Source organism: Phycisphaeraceae bacterium (assembly GCA_019636795.1).
Lineage (GTDB): Bacteria > Planctomycetota > Phycisphaerae > Phycisphaerales > UBA1924 > JAHBWW01.
Genome location: JAHBWW010000006.1, coordinates 271279 through 286624, shown reverse-complemented (window position 1 = coordinate 286624; position 15346 = coordinate 271279). Strand labels below are relative to the sequence as shown.

Annotated in this window: 16 protein-coding genes and 1 tRNA gene; 6 read left to right on the top strand and 11 right to left on the bottom strand. The window is 61.9% G+C overall.

The features are described 5' to 3' along the window. Nucleotides 1-34 precede the first annotated feature (34 nt). The 3 genes from KF757_13815 to KF757_13805 form a co-directional block, all read right to left on the bottom strand. The gene (locus KF757_13815; GenBank protein ID MBX3324053.1) at nt 35-1507 is read right to left on the bottom strand and encodes a hypothetical protein; all 1473 of its coding nucleotides are present in this window, start codon (nt 1505-1507) and stop codon (nt 35-37) included. A gap of 300 nt (nt 1508-1807) precedes the next feature. After that, nucleotides 1808-3220: an ATP-binding cassette domain-containing protein gene (locus KF757_13810; protein MBX3324052.1), complete on the bottom strand. Its 1413-nt coding sequence runs from the start codon at nt 3218-3220 to the stop codon at nt 1808-1810. After that, on the bottom strand, nt 3220-3711 hold the full coding sequence (locus KF757_13805) for a hypothetical protein (GenBank protein ID MBX3324051.1): 492 nt from the start codon (nt 3709-3711) through the stop codon (nt 3220-3222). The genes KF757_13810 and KF757_13805 overlap by 1 nt, the downstream gene beginning before the upstream one ends. A gap of 237 nt (nt 3712-3948) precedes the next feature. Here KF757_13805 and KF757_13800 point away from each other — a divergent pair, with 237 nt between their 5' ends. After that, nucleotides 3949-4818 (top strand): helix-turn-helix domain-containing protein, encoded by an 870-nt coding sequence (locus KF757_13800; protein ID MBX3324050.1) that lies wholly within the window; start codon nt 3949-3951, stop codon nt 4816-4818. A gap of 33 nt (nt 4819-4851) precedes the next feature. Here KF757_13800 and KF757_13795 read toward each other — a convergent pair whose 3' ends face one another. After that, nucleotides 4852-5109, bottom strand: a complete 258-nt coding sequence (locus KF757_13795; GenBank protein MBX3324049.1) for a hypothetical protein — start codon at nt 5107-5109, stop codon at nt 4852-4854. Then, complete coding sequence (locus KF757_13790; protein MBX3324048.1) at nt 5106-5699, bottom strand: hypothetical protein; 594 nt, start codon at nt 5697-5699, stop codon at nt 5106-5108. The genes KF757_13795 and KF757_13790 overlap by 4 nt, the downstream gene beginning before the upstream one ends. A 208-nt stretch (nt 5700-5907) precedes the next feature. Here KF757_13790 and KF757_13785 point away from each other — a divergent pair, with 208 nt between their 5' ends. Both KF757_13785 and KF757_13780 read left to right on the top strand, forming a co-directional pair. Continuing rightward, on the top strand, nt 5908-6171 hold the full coding sequence (locus tag KF757_13785) for a hypothetical protein (protein MBX3324047.1): 264 nt from the start codon (nt 5908-5910) through the stop codon (nt 6169-6171). A 62-nt stretch (nt 6172-6233) separates the two neighbouring features. After that, a complete protein-coding gene (locus KF757_13780; protein ID MBX3324046.1) occupies nt 6234-6716 on the top strand; it encodes a hypothetical protein in 483 nt (160 codons plus the stop codon). Nucleotides 6717-7085: 369 nt separating this feature from the next. Here KF757_13780 and KF757_13775 read toward each other — a convergent pair whose 3' ends face one another. From KF757_13775 to KF757_13760, 4 genes are all read right to left on the bottom strand, one after another. Beyond that, nucleotides 7086-7346 (bottom strand): ferredoxin family protein, encoded by a 261-nt coding sequence (locus tag KF757_13775; GenBank protein ID MBX3324045.1) that lies wholly within the window; start codon nt 7344-7346, stop codon nt 7086-7088. 104 nt (nt 7347-7450) lie between these two features. Then, nucleotides 7451-8134: an HNH endonuclease gene (locus KF757_13770; protein MBX3324044.1), complete on the bottom strand. Its 684-nt coding sequence runs from the start codon at nt 8132-8134 to the stop codon at nt 7451-7453. Between the two features lie 158 nt (nt 8135-8292). Next, complete coding sequence (gene purH / locus KF757_13765; GenBank protein MBX3324043.1) at nt 8293-9885, bottom strand: bifunctional phosphoribosylaminoimidazolecarboxamide formyltransferase/IMP cyclohydrolase; 1593 nt, start codon at nt 9883-9885, stop codon at nt 8293-8295. Between the two features lie 14 nt (nt 9886-9899). Next, on the bottom strand, nt 9900-11093 hold the full coding sequence (locus KF757_13760; GenBank protein MBX3324042.1) for a PQQ-binding-like beta-propeller repeat protein: 1194 nt from the start codon (nt 11091-11093) through the stop codon (nt 9900-9902). On the opposite strand from KF757_13760, the gene KF757_13755 reads away from it, so the two are divergent. Next, nucleotides 11092-11853, top strand: coding sequence for a riboflavin synthase (locus KF757_13755; protein ID MBX3324041.1), 762 nt, complete (start codon nt 11092-11094; stop codon nt 11851-11853). The two genes, KF757_13760 and KF757_13755, sit on opposite strands and share 2 nt — an antisense overlap. Nucleotides 11854-11874: 21 nt before the next feature. On the opposite strand, the gene KF757_13750 is transcribed toward KF757_13755, so the two are convergent. Together KF757_13750 and KF757_13745 are read right to left on the bottom strand one after the other, a co-directional pair. Next, a tRNA-Ser gene (locus KF757_13750) sits at nt 11875-11961 on the bottom strand. A gap of 100 nt (nt 11962-12061) precedes the next feature. Continuing rightward, the gene (locus tag KF757_13745; GenBank protein ID MBX3324040.1) at nt 12062-12817 is read right to left on the bottom strand and encodes a phosphatase PAP2 family protein; all 756 of its coding nucleotides are present in this window, start codon (nt 12815-12817) and stop codon (nt 12062-12064) included. Nucleotides 12818-12834: 17 nt separating this feature from the next. Here KF757_13745 and KF757_13740 point away from each other — a divergent pair, with 17 nt between their 5' ends. Both KF757_13740 and truB read left to right on the top strand, forming a co-directional pair. Next, the gene (locus KF757_13740; GenBank protein ID MBX3324039.1) at nt 12835-14598 is read left to right on the top strand and encodes a glycosyltransferase family 39 protein; all 1764 of its coding nucleotides are present in this window, start codon (nt 12835-12837) and stop codon (nt 14596-14598) included. Then, entirely contained in the window at nt 14595-15308 is a 714-nt protein-coding gene (gene truB, locus KF757_13735; protein MBX3324038.1) for a tRNA pseudouridine(55) synthase TruB, read from the top strand. Before KF757_13740 ends, truB begins: the two co-directional genes overlap by 4 nt. Nucleotides 15309-15346: the final 38 nt, after the last annotated feature.

Here is a 15346-nt window from a genome sequence, read left to right as displayed (position 1 = left end):
TAAACTTTGCACCATCGCGCCCCCGCTTCGCTGCTCAATATTGTTTCACCGATGCCCGGTACGAATGATCGAGATTCTGGATCATGTACCGCAGCGCATCGACTGCGTGGTCCGATCCATCCTTGACCGGCTGCTTGCTTTCAAGATTCTCAGCCGGATATCGATACTTCTCCATCGACTCGATGAGCACCTTGCACCGCTCATGCACAAACAGCCGCGGCTCGCCCAGCGCGGGCTTGAGCCTGGCGCGCAGCAACTCGAGCCCGCGCTGCTGATCGAGTTTGGTGGCCTTGACCACAAGCCCGGCGCTGCGCAGCACCGCAATATCCGTGCTCCCCGTCTGTCCCGACCGATTGCGCCCCGCCGGATCGACCCCGATCCATGCCATCGCAGGCCACTGGCTCGCCTTGATCGCCTCAGCGTGCTGCGACACCGTCTGCTCCACTTCGCTGCGCTCATCGACGACATACACCACACCCTCCGCATCGACAAACGCCCACAGCACCACCGTCGGCGCACGAAAGCCGAAGTCCATACCGCCGATCCACACCGCGCCCTGACCCACCTGCGGCACCTCTTGCACCACATGCACCAGAGGCTGAAACTCAGGAAGCACACAATCGCTCCGCCTGGGCCTCAGGCACAGCATCTCGCTCGACCAGGTCGCCTCGCTGACGCGCGCGCGCTGGCGCACCGCGTCATGCACACTGATATGCCCCGGCGGACTGCCGCGCGCGTCACGCTCCTTGGCCCGCCCCCGGCACGCATCGAACAGCGGGCACACCTGCCCATCTTCGCTCTGGCACACATGCTGATCGTCGCACACGCCGAGCACATCCACCACCCCCCACTTGAAGAGTTTGCGCTGCCCCTCGCGCGCTTCGGCTACAAGTCGGTACATCAACCCGTACGGCACATGCAGCGTCGAAAGACATTCGATGCTGCCACTGACCAGCACCCCGCCACAGTCCTTACTGCGAGTGGTCAGTTGGGCGGCTTCCCACACTTCGGGGTCGAACAGTTCGACCTCGTCGCATCGCAATTTCTGAACGCGCGTCCCGCGGACGGATGTCTGCGACTGGGCGAGCAGTTCGACGACCGAGCCATTGCGAAGCCTGATGCGCCGTTCGGTGATGCGCCCATCGAGCATGGTTGCAAACTCAGGGCGTGCGAAGATCGCGCGCAAATGCGCGTGCATGCGTTTGGACTGCTCGAGCGAGCCGCCCAGAATCCGGATCTCGATTCCGGGTTTGTAGATGAGATCGAGCGTCGTGGCGACAGCAGCCAGAAACGTCTTGCCCCCACCACGATTGGCCCAGACCACACAATCGCGCGCACGCGTCGGGTCGCTTTCAAAGAACGTGTGAATGAGATAGTCAAACGGAGCAGCGTGCCCGGTGAGCAGGGGCTCGCGGGAAATACTCACGTCAAGATGCCTCACAACCCAGGCGTGCAGTTCATCCGGGGTCTTGGGTGCACCGGGCAGGTCACAGTCGAAATCGTCCATGATGTTGTTCTCTTTCCTCGAATACTGAGAGGGGAAGTCGGTGAAAATGTGAGAATTGGGCGGGGTTGACCCGGACCTTCGGGCGTTGACGCACATGGAAGTTTGGAAGCACGGGTGCGCCCGAAGATCCGGCGTCCAGGATGCAGTGTCCGGAATGAGGTGTCCGAGATGCAGCGTCACTTTTCCACGCGCAGCGCGCGCAGGAGTGCTTGTGCCCGTTTGCGTCCAAAGCGGCGCAGGGTGCGCAGAACCTGCTGCCGCTCTCGCGCGGTCAGGTAGAACGTCAGTGCGTGCGGAAGATCATCGGGAGCGGGTTGCGGCGGCGGAACACTTGTTTTGTGTGTCATTTTTCCCCCTTGGAGCCTCGAGTTGTGAGGCAAAAATCGGGGGGAATACATGGGCATAAGCGACCGACCGGGCGCACAAGCGCGACGCTGCGAGTGAAGCCCGATTGAGTGGACAGTCGTCAACAATCTTGCGTGCTGTGGCCCATCGCGCGAGTTCGCGGGCGATGAGTTGGTCCTGTGTGATGCGGGCGACGCGGTGCTCATCGGCGAGCATCCAAGGCTCGAAGCCTCGGTGTTCGAGTGCGTCGGCCAGTCGGGAGTCGGCGGTGGACAACGCGAGGCGATACGCGACCATTCCTGCCCGCTCAAAGAACGGACAGATTTCGCCCATTGCGGTGATGGCTTCGGTCGCGGGCGAGCGGGGGCTGGCGAGATAGTGCTCGACCAGCGTGCGGGCCAGACCCAGGCCTCGAAAACGAGGCTCGATGATGACGCGCGAAATGCAGCGCAGCTCTTCGTTGATGCGTTGGGTGATTGCCCGACGGTCAGGACCGGCGTATCGACCAGGCCAGGCGAGGTTGCGCCAGCCGCCATTGAGCGTGGGCATCGACACAGCCAGAACACCAGCGAGCACGCCACTGGTCTGATCTACAGCACGCAGCACACCCACGCAGGTCGCGGGCCTGCCTGCGCGGTAGTGGAACTTGAGGAGCTGATCCAGATCTCCCAGAGTGCCGGGCTCGATGAGAAGGCGAGGCGACCGGGGCATTTTGAGTCGCGGGGGAGCGATGGACATGGAGCCATCAAGGTCGAAGCGGATGACAGGATTGGCGTCGAGGGCGGCTGCGACGTCGTCATGGGCGGTAGCGCAAACGACATGCATGGCGGTCTTGCGAACGGCCCGGGCGAGTGTAATTGCCAGGCCTCGGGCGGTAAGGCGGTCGAGGACTGAGGCAAACTCGTCGATGAGAAGCCAGCCTGCGCCGCAGGTCAGTGCGCGATGAAAGGCAAAGGCGAGTTCGGCGCGGTGACGCTGCCCTTGCGAGAGTTCGCTGATGGTGCGTGCGACGAGTGCCGGCTCGCCGAGGCCGAAGTGAGTCAGGAGGCGCAGGGCGTCGGCGACGGGCATGCGAGGCGAGAAGATGTCGATGAGTCGGGTTGACGTGTTTTTGGAAAAGTGAGCGATTTCGACGCGGTGGCCGGTCGTGCGCAGGTGTTGCTCGAGGTTGCGCAGAGCGGTGGACTTGCCTGACCCACTGGGCCCGGTGAGGAGTGTGATGCGCCCAGGTTGAACGGATTGCTCGATGGCGCGTGCGCTGCATGGCACATCGGGCGTGGCGGCGGTGTGGAGCCTGAGATCGAAGGGGAGGCAGGCGCGAATCTGCCGCTCGGTGGGCGGACTGGTGGTGTTGATTCGGTGTGGCATCAGTGTGCTCCCTGGAGCGTGCGTGACTGGCGGGACCGCTGCTCGGTGTCGAAGAGGGCGCAGACGGCTTCGTGGTGTCGTCGGACGGTGTAGAGGCTCACGGCGAGGGTTTGGGCGGCATCGCGGATTGACAGGCCGTGGAGAACCATGGCGATGGCGACTTTGCGTCGGCCTGTGGGCCAGGATTCCATGTGTCGGAGGACGAAGTCGAAGCGTTCGGAGGCCACGCGGGTGATGAGTTTTCGCATTCTGCGACTCATGACGCGCGGGGGCTGGCCTGAGGCTTCGGCTAGGTCTTTGAGGGTTCGGCCATGTTCGAGGTAGAGTTGGACGAGGAGGCGATCGGGTGGGGGGAGAAAGGCGGCGCGTGCGACGATGTGCTCGGCTGCCTGCCTGCGCATGCGTTTACGGAGGTCGCAGGCCTGGGCGTCCTGGGTGTGTCTCCAGTCGCCCGTGGATGTTCGGTATGCTCGTGAGGTGATACGACCCATTGCTTGACCTCCTGCGGGGGGAAACTCAACTTTGTTGGAATGTTGGCAAGTCTCACTCATTTCTGTTTCTACGCTGTTTTGCGAACACTCCCAAGAGGTTTTACCATTCGGCGAACGCCGTTCAAGGACTTTCACAAATGGGGTCGCGAATCTGCGCACAAGCGTGTACGCTAGTATACTGTATGGTATCTGATCGGACCGCCCGAGGTGACGAAAAGGCGAGAATGGGGACAACTCATGAGCCGCGAACCACAGCCAATGCACGACAGGACCCCCCCACAACTTGGGAAGCGACTTCGGGAGGTGCGACTTGACCGAGGAATGACCCTGAGCGCGCTGGCGGAGCGGGTTGGCATTGCCAAGTCGTATTTGTCGGAGATTGAGACGGGGCACAAGGGGCCCCCTTCGGAGGCGACGCTGCTGAGTCTGGAGCGTGCGCTAGGTCTGCACGAGGGCGAACTGGCGAATGTGGCGAGATGGCACCAGACGCCGGAGGCGGTGCGGCGTGAGTTGATTGATCTTGCGAACCAGGGACGTGCGGGGAGGCATCTGGCCGATCTGATTGCGTCGGACGGGATTGACGACACTGGACGGTTGCGTGGATCGCTTGATGCGGCGTATCGCACGGGCAAGTTGGCTCGCCTGGTTGAGAAGCTGACTGGTGAGCAGGCGTCATCGGTGGTGCAGAGTTCGCTGCCGATGGAGGTGCCGCTGATCAATCGTGTGGCTGCGGGTTATCCGGCGGACTTTACGGATCTGGGGTATCCGGCGCGCGTGGCGGATGAATATGTGCGATGCCCGGGGCTGACAGACCCGGATGCGTTTGCTGCGCGTGTGGTGGGCGATTCGATGGAGCCTGAGTATCGGGAGGGCGACATTGTGGTGTTCAGCCCTGCGCGCGACATCAAGGACGGGTGCGACTGTTTTGCGCGTGTTGCGCCGGACCACGAATCGACATTCAAGCGGGTGTATTTTGAGCGGGATGATGCTGGGGCTGAGGTGATTCGACTTCAGCCGATCAACAACCGGTATTCGCCGAAGGTGTATGGACGTGAGGATGTGCTGGGGCTGTACCGGGCGGTGAGTGTGACGAGGCCTCTGGTTTGAGGGGTTGGCGGCGCGGCTGTGCGAGGGGGGTTGTCAGCGATCGAGCGGGGCGATGATGGGGAGAAGGACGCGAATAGCGAGGTAGAAGCCGGTGCCGAGGAGAACGAGACCGACGATGAGTTGTGTGGAGAACATGAAAACCTGCCGCCAGTAGAGTTTCATATCGACGGTGCGGACGGATTTGTATCCGACGGCGAGGAAGAAGACCATAGGGAAAAGGAGGAGGTACCAGTAACGATCGAAATTGATCGGGTCGATGAAGGGGCGGTATGCGAGGATGAGGGAGGTCATTGTTTTGCGCCCTCCGGCTTGAGGCGTCCTGGGAAGAGCGCGTCGAGGATGATGATGAAGTTGAGCATGCCGGCGATGGTGGCCGAGAGCATTCCGAGTTCGTTTAAGGTGCCGAGGGATTTGATGTTGGGTCTTTCGTCACCGTCTTCGGCGGGGACGATGACGGGGATTTCGCGTGGGAGGTTCTGGCCTGTGGACGACCGGATGGTGATGGAAGTCACGCGGCGTGCCTCGCCGGGGTTGAGGGAGCGGTGTGGAAACTGGACGAAGCGGTGTTCCTCGATGGCGCTGCCCGGGAGGAGGAGGTATTCAGGGACTTCGTAGGCCTTGAATGCGGACTGGTGGAGGGCGTTGGTGCCGAAGGCGATCGGGCCGACGACTGCCTGGCCATAGAACCACCATTTGTCTTCTTTGCGGTCGATGACGTCGATCCCCCCCATAAACAGGCCATAGAAGAAGAGTCCGAGGACACCGACTGATGCGAGTACCCCGCGGCGGAATTCTCGTCGCAGGATGTGGCCTGCTCCGGGGAAGATGAACGCAAGAATTCCTGCGGGAATGTCGATTTTTTGCGTTGGTCCGGGAGTCATGCTGGTCTTCTCTGGGAGGGATGATGGAGGGGCAGTCTACGCCTTGGCGATGCAGAAAGTGGACAGATCTGGGCAAAGTGGATTTGACAGCGGGGCGGACGCGGGTAGTCTACGGACCTGACGGGGTTGATTGGACTACACTGGTCCCCGTTCACGAAGAGAAATCCGGCAGCGAGCCGGGGATTATTGGCAACAGGAGGCGCTGATCATGGCGAACCCACTCTTGATGGATGCAAGCAAAACGATGGACATGTCTTCGAAATGGTGGGAGATGGAGTCTGGGGCATCTTCGCTCACGGTCGTGATGGGTCGAGAGGACGAAGACGACCCGTTCGACGATGACGAAGATGACTTCTATGACGATGACGAGGAAGATGACGAAATTGAGGGTGACGAGTTCGAGGATGACTTCGAGGAAGAAGAACTCGACGAGGAACTGGACGGCGGGTCGGATGACGACGATGACCTTTGAGCGTGGGTGAATGTTCCGGCCTTGGGGCGGATAACCACCCACCTCAAGCGGAGTGTGCGCTCATGTCCGATTCGAAGTCTGGTTCGCCGCAGGTTCCTCAGTCGCCCGACGAAACCCCGATGCCGGGTGGCGGCGTCGTGGACAGACGGTTGGGGCTAGATCGCCGTCGGATGCCGGGGGGTGGTGCGTCGAGCGGGCTTGAGCGGCGGCGTGGTCCTGGGCGGCGGCGGAGCGATTTCACGCGAGCGGCTGAAGAGGGCGAGATGACGCCCGAGCAGTTTTTGTTTTTGATGGCCATTGATGAGTTCAAGAGGGCCAATGGCAAGCCGTTCCCGGCGTGGACGGACGTGCTGGAGGTGATCCGTCTGTTGGGGTATCGCAAGACGATGGCGAGCGAGTTGAACCTGACGCGGGCTGAGGATTGGCGCGAGGCGGCGAATTCGCCTTCGAACGTGCGACCGGACCGGTGGGCAGAGCGGGCCAAGCGAGCCGAGCAGATGGACGCGATCGATGCTCTGGAGGCGGAGTTCGGTGACGCGGCGTGAGGGAACCCGGATCTTCGGGCTTGGACGTTTGCTGAAGGTCTGAGGTTTTTGTGCGCCCGAAGATCCGGCGTCATAAAACCAGGTGCTCGAAGGTTTGGCGTGCGCAGTGATGGAACCCGGATCTTCGGGCATGGATGTTTGCTGAAGGCCTGAGGTTTTTGTGCGCCCGAAGATCCGGCGTCATAAAACCAGGTGCTCGAAGGTTTGGCGTGCGCAGTGAGGGGAACCCGGATCTTCGGGCATGGACGTTTGCTGAAGGTCTAAGGTTTTTGTGCGCCCGAAGATCCGGCGTCATAAAACCAGGTGCTCGAAGGTCCGGCGTCCTATGACCAGGTACTCGAAGGTATTGCGTCCGCAGAGTGTGTTGTGTTATTTTTTGTAGTAGTCGAGATTGATCTGGACGTACTTTGCGTATTCGTCGGGGAGGTCTTCGTCCTGATAGATCGCCTGCACGGGGCATTCGTCGACGCAGAGGCCACAGTCGATGCAGGTGTCTGGATCGATGAACAACTGGTCTGCGGTTTCGAAGTCGGGCTCGTCTTTGGTCGGATGAATGCAATCGACCGGGCAGACGTCTACGCAACTGGTGTCCTTGGTTCCGAGGCATGGTTCGGTGATGATGTGAGGCAAGGAAAAGTCTCCGTCGTGGGGCTCCCGGTCCGTGAGAGCCGCGTCAAAGCATACCGTAGGTTGGCCGGGCGGCGGTTTCCGGATGGTGAGACTGCAACCGTGTGCTACTTGAGCTCGACGGACCAGTATGCCTCATCGAGGAAGGCTTTCCATGAGGCGTATTTGTCGGCACCGAGGCGCAGGGAGATCATGGGGTTGCGTCGGGGGCGTACGGGTTTGCGGACGAGTTTCATGTTGGCCTGCTCGGGGGTGCGGCCGCCTTTGCGTGAGTTGCAGCGGAGGCATGCGCAGACGAGATTGTCCCATGTGTCGGGCCCGCCTTGGGCGCGAGGTGTGACGTGGTCGATCGAGAGTTCGTTGGTCGGGAAGAAGTGGCCACAGTATTGGCAGTGGTTGCGGTCGCGTGCGAAGAGGTTTCGGCGGTTGAGTTTTACGGCTTCGGCGGGGACGCGGTCGTAGCCGAAGAGCCGAATGACTCGAGGGACGGCGATGTGCATGCGAACAGTGCGGACCCAGTCGTGGGCGTCGGGTTCGAACTGTCGCTGCAATTCGGAGATTTCGATCCACGAGGAGAAGTCGTAGTTGACGTAGTGGCCTTGTTCGATGTGGATGATTTCGGCTGCGTCGCGGGAGAGGAGAGCGAAGGCTCGGCGTGCGGAAATGACGCGGAGAGCGACGTAGACCTTGTTGAGAACGAGGACTTTGGCGTCGAGGCCATGATCGCCGAGGGAATCGAGGGCGACGACCTCGGCGTCGAACGGGGGGGCATCCTTGCCCGAGTTCTGGATCCTGCGCGTCTTTGGCACTGGACACTCCAAACGGATGACATGTTGTACGGAGTTTTCCCGAACTTTTCAACAGTTTGCGCCAAGATCTCAAAGAATCCACACTATTAGCCCAAGAAAGGGGCTTTGGAGGGGGGTTAGGGGGCTTGCGCGGGCGGGGGTCAGTGGCGGAAGTGCCGCTGGCCGGTGGTGATGCAGGTGACGCCCTTGGCCTGGCAGAGGGCGAAGGTTTCTTCGTCGCGTTTTGACCCGCCGGGGTGGATGATGGTCCGAATACCGGCCTCGATGAGGAGGGCTGGGCCGTCGGGGAAGGGGAAGAAGGCTTCGCTGACGGCGATTGATCCGGAGGCGAGCATGTCGGCCTTGGCAATGGCGATGCGGCATGCGTTGACGCGGTCCATTTGACCGGACCCGGACCCGAAGATGCGGACGCCTTGGGCGTCGTAGCCGCCGAGGACGACAGCGTTGCTGGAAAGAGCCCGCACGCAGGAGACGAGAAAGGCACCGAGCTGGAGATCGGCATCGCCTGGTGGAGGGCCGGCGCGGTGAACCCAGGCGCCGGTGGAGATGGGGAGGATGTCGCGATCCTGCACGAGCAGGCCGCCGGGGATGGAGCGGTATTCGAGTTTGCGATGCTGCGATGGCGCGGTTTGTCCTACGGCGAGAACGCGGACGTTGGCCCAGCGATTGAGGAGGATGGATGCGGCGTCTGGAGAGCACTCGGGGGCAACGACAACTTCGAAGAATGCGCCGCCGGTGGTGATTGCGTGGGCGTCGTCGGCGAGGAGGGGGCGGTTGATCGCGAGGATTCCGCCATAGGCGGCGATGGGGTCGCCCTTGATGGCCTGTTCGATTGCGGCGACGTTGGAATCGGCGATCGACGCTCCGCAGGGGTTGGTGTGCTTGACGACGCATGCGCCCGGGCGAGCGGGATCGAGACGAGCGAAGTCTTTGACCAGTTCGAGCGCGGCGGCGGCGTCGAGCATGTTGTTGTACGAGAGTTGCTTGCCGCCGAGTTGGCGAGCGTTGACGATGGTGGGTCCGGTGGAGGTTGAATCGCGGTAGAGGGCGGCGGACTGGTGCGGGTTTTCGCCGTAGCGCAGGTCATCGACCTTGGAGCAGGTGAGGCGAAGGGTTGCGGGGAATGGTGCGGGGGCGGCGCGGCTGAGGTAGGCGCTGATGGCGGCGTCGTAGGCGCTGGTGCGGGCGAAGGCGGCGGCTGCGAGTTCGGCGCGCATTCGATGTGTGATGCACCCATCGTTTGCTCGCAACTCGGAGATGACGCGGTCGTACTGGGGAGGTGCCGTGACGACGGCGACGGAGGAGGAGTTCTTGGCGGCACTGCGGATCATGCTGGGGCCACCGATGTCGATGTTTTCGATCGCTTCGTCGAAGGTGGTGTCTGCGTGGCTGGTGGTTTGTTCGAAGGGGTAGAGGTTGACGCAGACGAGGTCGATTGGTTTGAAGCCATGGGACTCGAGTGCGTGCATGTGCGCGGGGAGGTCGCGGCGTGCGAGGAGTGCGCCGTGGACGGCCGGGTGGAGGGTTTTGACGCGGCCGTCGAGCATTTCGGGCAGGCCGGTGACGGCTTCGATGGGTGTGACAGTGAGCCCGGCGTCGGCCAGCGTGCGGGCGGTGCCGCCGGTGGAGATGAGTTCGACGCCCATCGATGCGAGTGCGGAGGCGAAGGGGACAAGATCCGTCTTGTCGCTGACAGAGAGGAGGGCGCGGCAGATCCGGACGCGATCAGGCATGATTCAGACCGGGATCAGCGAGGGGAAAAGCGGATGATGGCGTTGTTTCGGGTGAGTGCGAAGAGGCTGCCTTCGTCGAATCGATTGGCCTTGACGAGTGAAATACCGGGGGCGGGGCAGGTTGATATGACGTCGCCGTTGGTTGGATCGACGGACTTGACGGATCTGCCATCCCAGACGATGAGCGAGCCTGCGCGCATGGCGATGACTTCGCCTCCGGCGTCGGAGCCGATCCAGCGTTCGCTGCCGGTTGCTGCGTCGAGCGCGACAAGGCCGGTGCCGGGCACGGTGAGATAGACGACGCCGTTGTGGTAGGTGGGCTGAATCATGAGGGCTTCATTGGTGCGATAGCGCCAAGCGTGTTTGTCGAATCCTGGAGTGAAGGCGTAGAGGGACTGATCGGTGCAGGCGGCGAAGAGCAGAGAGCCGTCGGTGATGGGGTTGGTCGCCATGCGTCCGCCGGTGCCGGGCCGACCGAATCCGCCTGCGGTGTGTGGATCGACGAAGAGGACCTGACCGTTTTGTCCGATCGCGGCGATGAATCCCTGAACCATTGCGAGATCTGCTTCGATGGGAGCGCCGACGCTGTACTTCCATGAGCGGACGCCGAAATCGGTGCGATGTGCGAAGATGTTGCCTTTGGAGGTTCCGAAGATGAGCGTGCCGCGATCGAAGAGCGGCCTGGTGTTGACGACTTCTTCGAAGGATTGGCGTCCGAGCCAGTTGCCGTTGGAGAGGTCGATGATGTAGACCTCGGCGTCTGCGCAGTTGTAGAGGATGTTGCCATCGCGGACGCTGCCGACGAAGCGAGTGAGGGCGGTTGCGGGCCGATCGACCCAGCGATTGCGTCCGGTGACTGACTCCATGATGGTCATGGCGCTGGAGGAGCCTTGAACAATGAGAATGTCGTCATAGACATCGACGAAGCGCACGGCTTCGCGTTGCTGGACAGCGGGGAAGCCGGTCCAGTCCCAGCGGTAGCCGAGTTCGGTCCATTCGGCGTGTCGGATGGTGAAGCCGCCGGTCTGAGTTTCGGTGCGAATCTCGTACCCGGTCTGCGCGGGCGTGGTCGAGGTATTTGTTTGTGGTTCGCGGCGGTCCTGAGCGGTGGAGCATGCTGCGAGGCCTAGCAATGCGATGCTTGCAAGGAGGCAACCGCTCGCGGAACGGTGAACAAGTCGTGTGCGGAGCGGAAGATTGTGAATCATGTTCAGGGCTTCTCCGAAGGGGTTCGTGGTCCTGCGTGCGGGTTCTGGCGGGGCGTTGCGCCGCGCCGAGAGAGTGGAGTATCCGGGCGAGCGGGCATCAGGTCAAGCCGAGGGACCCGCTTCCTACAGTTCGTGCATGTTCACAGGGCTGATCCAGCATAAAGGGCGCATTCGTGAGGCGCGTCCGGGGCGTTCATCCACACGGCTGGTGGTGGATGGTGACGGGTGGAGCATTGTCCCCGCTGCGGGCGATTCGATCGCGGTGAACGGGGTATGCCTGACATTGGCAGAACTTGGCCCGGGCCATGTGTTTCATTTTGATGTGGTGCCTGAGACACTCCGCGTGACGACGCTTGGGTTGCTGGGACCTGGGGCTGAGGTGAACCTTGAGAGTTCAGTGACGGCGAGCTCGCTGATGGGCGGGCACATCGTGCAAGGGCATGTGGATGGGGTGGCGTCGGTGATCGGGGTTGTGGACAGCGGGGAGTATCGGGTGCGGCTGGAGGTGCCGGGGGATTTGATGCCGTTCATGGTGCCGAAGGGTTCGGTGACGGTGGAAGGGGTGAGCCTGACGCTGGCGGGGGTGGACCCGGAGGCTGAGGCGATTGAAGTTGCGTTGATCCCGGTGACGCTGCGTGCGACGACACTGGGGTTGCTGAAGGAAGGGGATCGGGTGAATCTCGAATGCGATGTGATCGCGCGGACGGTAGTGCACTATTTGAGGCACTATGGTCGGGGCGATGGGAATATTCGATTCTGAGACGAACGCCAACGAGTCAAGCGGAGAGGGGGGGATTCGAACCCCCGATACGGTTACCCGTATACAGCATTTCCAGTGCTGCTCCTTCAGCCACTCGGACACCTCTCCGGGCACTGGGCACGAGTTTAGGCGTGCCAGAGGGTGCAGGGCGCAGTTTGCGATTGGTTGGGCGTGGTGGAGCAACCCCTCTCTGGCGGTCAGGGCTCTTTCATGGTGAGGCGACGTTGTGGGCGCGTTCGGCTGCGAGGAGGCGAGGGAGAGCAGGGGTTGCGTTGCGGTTGACGCAGCGTTTCCAGATCCAGTCGATAGCGCGAACTCCGCCATCGACGTGGAGGATTGAGCCTGCGACCATCCAGCCGACTGATGCTCCGAACAGGACATCAGACAGGTAGTGTGCCCCGAGGATGACCCGGGCGATGGCGACAATGGCTGCGAGTCCGATCATGAGGCCGGTGAGTCTTGGGCACATGCGTATGACGAATGCGGCAACTGCAACGACCGACGAAGTGTGGCTCGACGGCATCGACCAGAGATCGCTGGAGATTGGTGCCCAGAGTTCCCATGCGTGTCGAAGTCCTGCGACGTCGGAAACGTGGTATCGCCTGAAGGGGCCGAGGATGACGAGCGGGTCGTCGAATGTCGGACGTGGGCGACCGATGAGCATTTTGAGCATGAGTGAGATCAGGCTGGTCATTCCAACGGCGGCTGCGAAGTCGAGCAGGCGGCGTGCGCGCCAGGGCTGGAGCGAGACGAATGCGATGGCGATGATGAGGATCCATGCGCCTTGGCCGAATTGCTGGAGTGCTTTGAGTTCGCGGAGGAGGTCGCCCCCGAGTTGGCTTTCGAGAGTTCCTGCCCAACGAGCGACCGTAGCGTCGAATGGAAATGCGATGGCGGCGGCGACAAGGAGAATAACACTCCACTGCCATGCGAACCGACTATCGTTGGCGTCCGTTTCGTGCATGTTCGTGATTGCTCCTCGTGGATCGTGACGCTTCCAACCCGCTGGTTGAACTGTTTCGCCGCTCATCAGGCGGGTGGCGAGGCTGTGTGATTCTTGTTGTGCTTTGTGTGATAGCGTACGCGCCTGGGCTGGCGTCCATTGCGGTGGTTGACCGCGATGAGGCTCGATTTGCACAGGCGAGTCGGCAGATGTTCGAGGCGATTGCGCTGCATCCGGATGAACTCGACCCGGAGTTGCATGATGGGGGGTTGGTCGTGCCCAAGGTGCAGGGGTCGCTTCGCCTGAGCAAGCCCCCGCTGGTGTACTGGGTGCAGAGTGCGTCGGCAGCGTTGTGGACAGGGGGGCGCCCGGAGGCGGACGCGCTGTGGATGTATCGCCTTCCTTCGACGATTGCAGCGGTGCTGGCGGTGCTGATGACGTGGCGTTTGGGGGCACGGACGTTTGACGAGACGGTGGGTTTTGTGGCTGCGGGTGTGCTGGCGGTGAGCCCGTTGATGATCTGGGAAGCAAAGCAGGCGCGTGCGGATCACTTGTTGCTGCTGGCGACGACGAGTGCGCTCTGGGCGCTGTGGGAGATTCGCGCCAGGCCAGTGGGCAGTCTCTGGCGTTGCGTGTGGTTGTTCGGGTCGATTGCATTGGGAGTGCTGAGCAAGGGCCCGGTGACACCGATGATCGTGGGACTGACTGCGATTGCGATGTCTGTCGTTGGACGTGACTGGCGGTGGTTGTTGCGTGCGAGGCCGTTGCTTGGGATGGGGATAGTCGGGTTGGTGCTTCTGCTATGGGTTGTGCCGCTGGCGATGCGTGTGGGGCTGAGGCAGGTGGTGGACATTGCACTGTTCGAGACTGTGGGTCGAAGTACCGCGTCGCGCGAGGGACATTGGGGGCCGCCGGGGTATCACCTCTTTGTTTTGATGTTTCTGCTTTGGCCGGGGTGTTTGTTGACACTGCTTGCGTTGGGGCGCACGTGGAGGCTGGCGGTGAGGTTGCCGCCGAGCGAGGACGTTGGGCTGAAAGGGCGGTTGCGGCATCTGCCATCGCGGTGGCGTGAGCGTGTGCTTGGTCGTGATGCGGAGTTGTTTTTTATCGCGTGGATTGTGCCATCGTGGTTGGTGTTCGAGTGCGTGGCGACGAAGTTGCCGCACTACACGCTGCCGCTGTATCCAGCGATTGCGATCATCAGCGTGCGTGCGGTGGTGGATGCTGCGCGTGGGGCGATCGATCAGTTCACTGCAGAAAAGGCGACGGTTGGGCTGAATGTGTGGTTCGGATTGGGTGTGATTGTGTGTGTGGTCTTCCCGATTGGCGCGTCGCTGATGGGAAGTGGTTGGGTTGGTGTTCTGACCGGGGCGGTTGCGGGGGGCGGGGCGGGTGTGTTGCTGTGGCGTGCTCGGTCGCTGGCGTTTGATGGGTTGCTGCTCAAGGCACAGGTGCTTGGGGTGGCGGCGATGCTTCTTGCATTCGGGTTGTCGATGGGTGTGATTCTGCCGCGTGCCCGGGTGTTGTGGGTGAATGAGCAGCTTGCGGCGCTGCTGCCGGCGGATCGTCCGATTGGGTGTTATGAGTATTTCGAGGACAGTCTTGCGTATCTGACGCGAGGACGCATTGAGCGGACGATCGACGCGAAGGCGTGGCTGCGGGACAACCCGAGCGGGGTGCTCATCATGCCGCGTGAACACAGCACCGCAGAGCTCGAACTGAATCGCCTGGGCACAGTCGGGGGCTTGAACTACGCGCGTGGGAGGTTCGTGCTGCTTGATGTGGTGGAGCGCCGGCGATGAACGAAGACCCGATCGCCGGTGTGCTGCTGATCGACAAGCCGCTGTACCACACTTCGATGAGTGTGTGCGCGAAGGTGCGCGGCAAACTGCGGGCTGGTGGGGCGCCCAAACGCATCAAGGTCGGGCATGGGGGAACGCTCGATCCTCTGGCGACGGGGCTTCTGGTCGTGATGGTCGGGCGTGCGACGCGTTTGTGTCAGAGTGTGATGGACGGCACGAAGGTCTATCACACGAGCATTGATCTCTCGGTCTCGAGCCCGACGCAGGATCTGGAGTCGGAACCTGTGGCTGTTGTGATCGAGGAGGCACCGACGATAGAGCGCGTGCGCAATGCTCTGTCCGAGTGGGTTGGGACAGTCGCACAGTTGCCGCCGGCGCACTCTGCCATGCGTGTCGGAGGACGCCGGGCGTATGAACTGGCGCGCGAGGGCAAGCCTGTGCCGGTCGAGGCACGCCCGGTACGAATCGATGCGATCGACATTCTTGGCTATGAGTGGCCGATGCTTGACCTGTCGATCACATGTGGCAAGGGGACGTACATTCGCAGTCTGGCGCGCGATATCGGCGTGTCCCTCCAAACCGGGGGGATGCTCCGCGCGTTGCGGCGTGTGCGATCGGGTTCTTATGACGTAGCACAGGCAATTGCCCTTGGCGAACTTCCCGATCCACTCGAACGTGAGACTTTTGAAGCGTTATCGATTGCGATTTGATGATGCGGAGCAGAACCGCAAGCCGCGTAGCTGTCGTA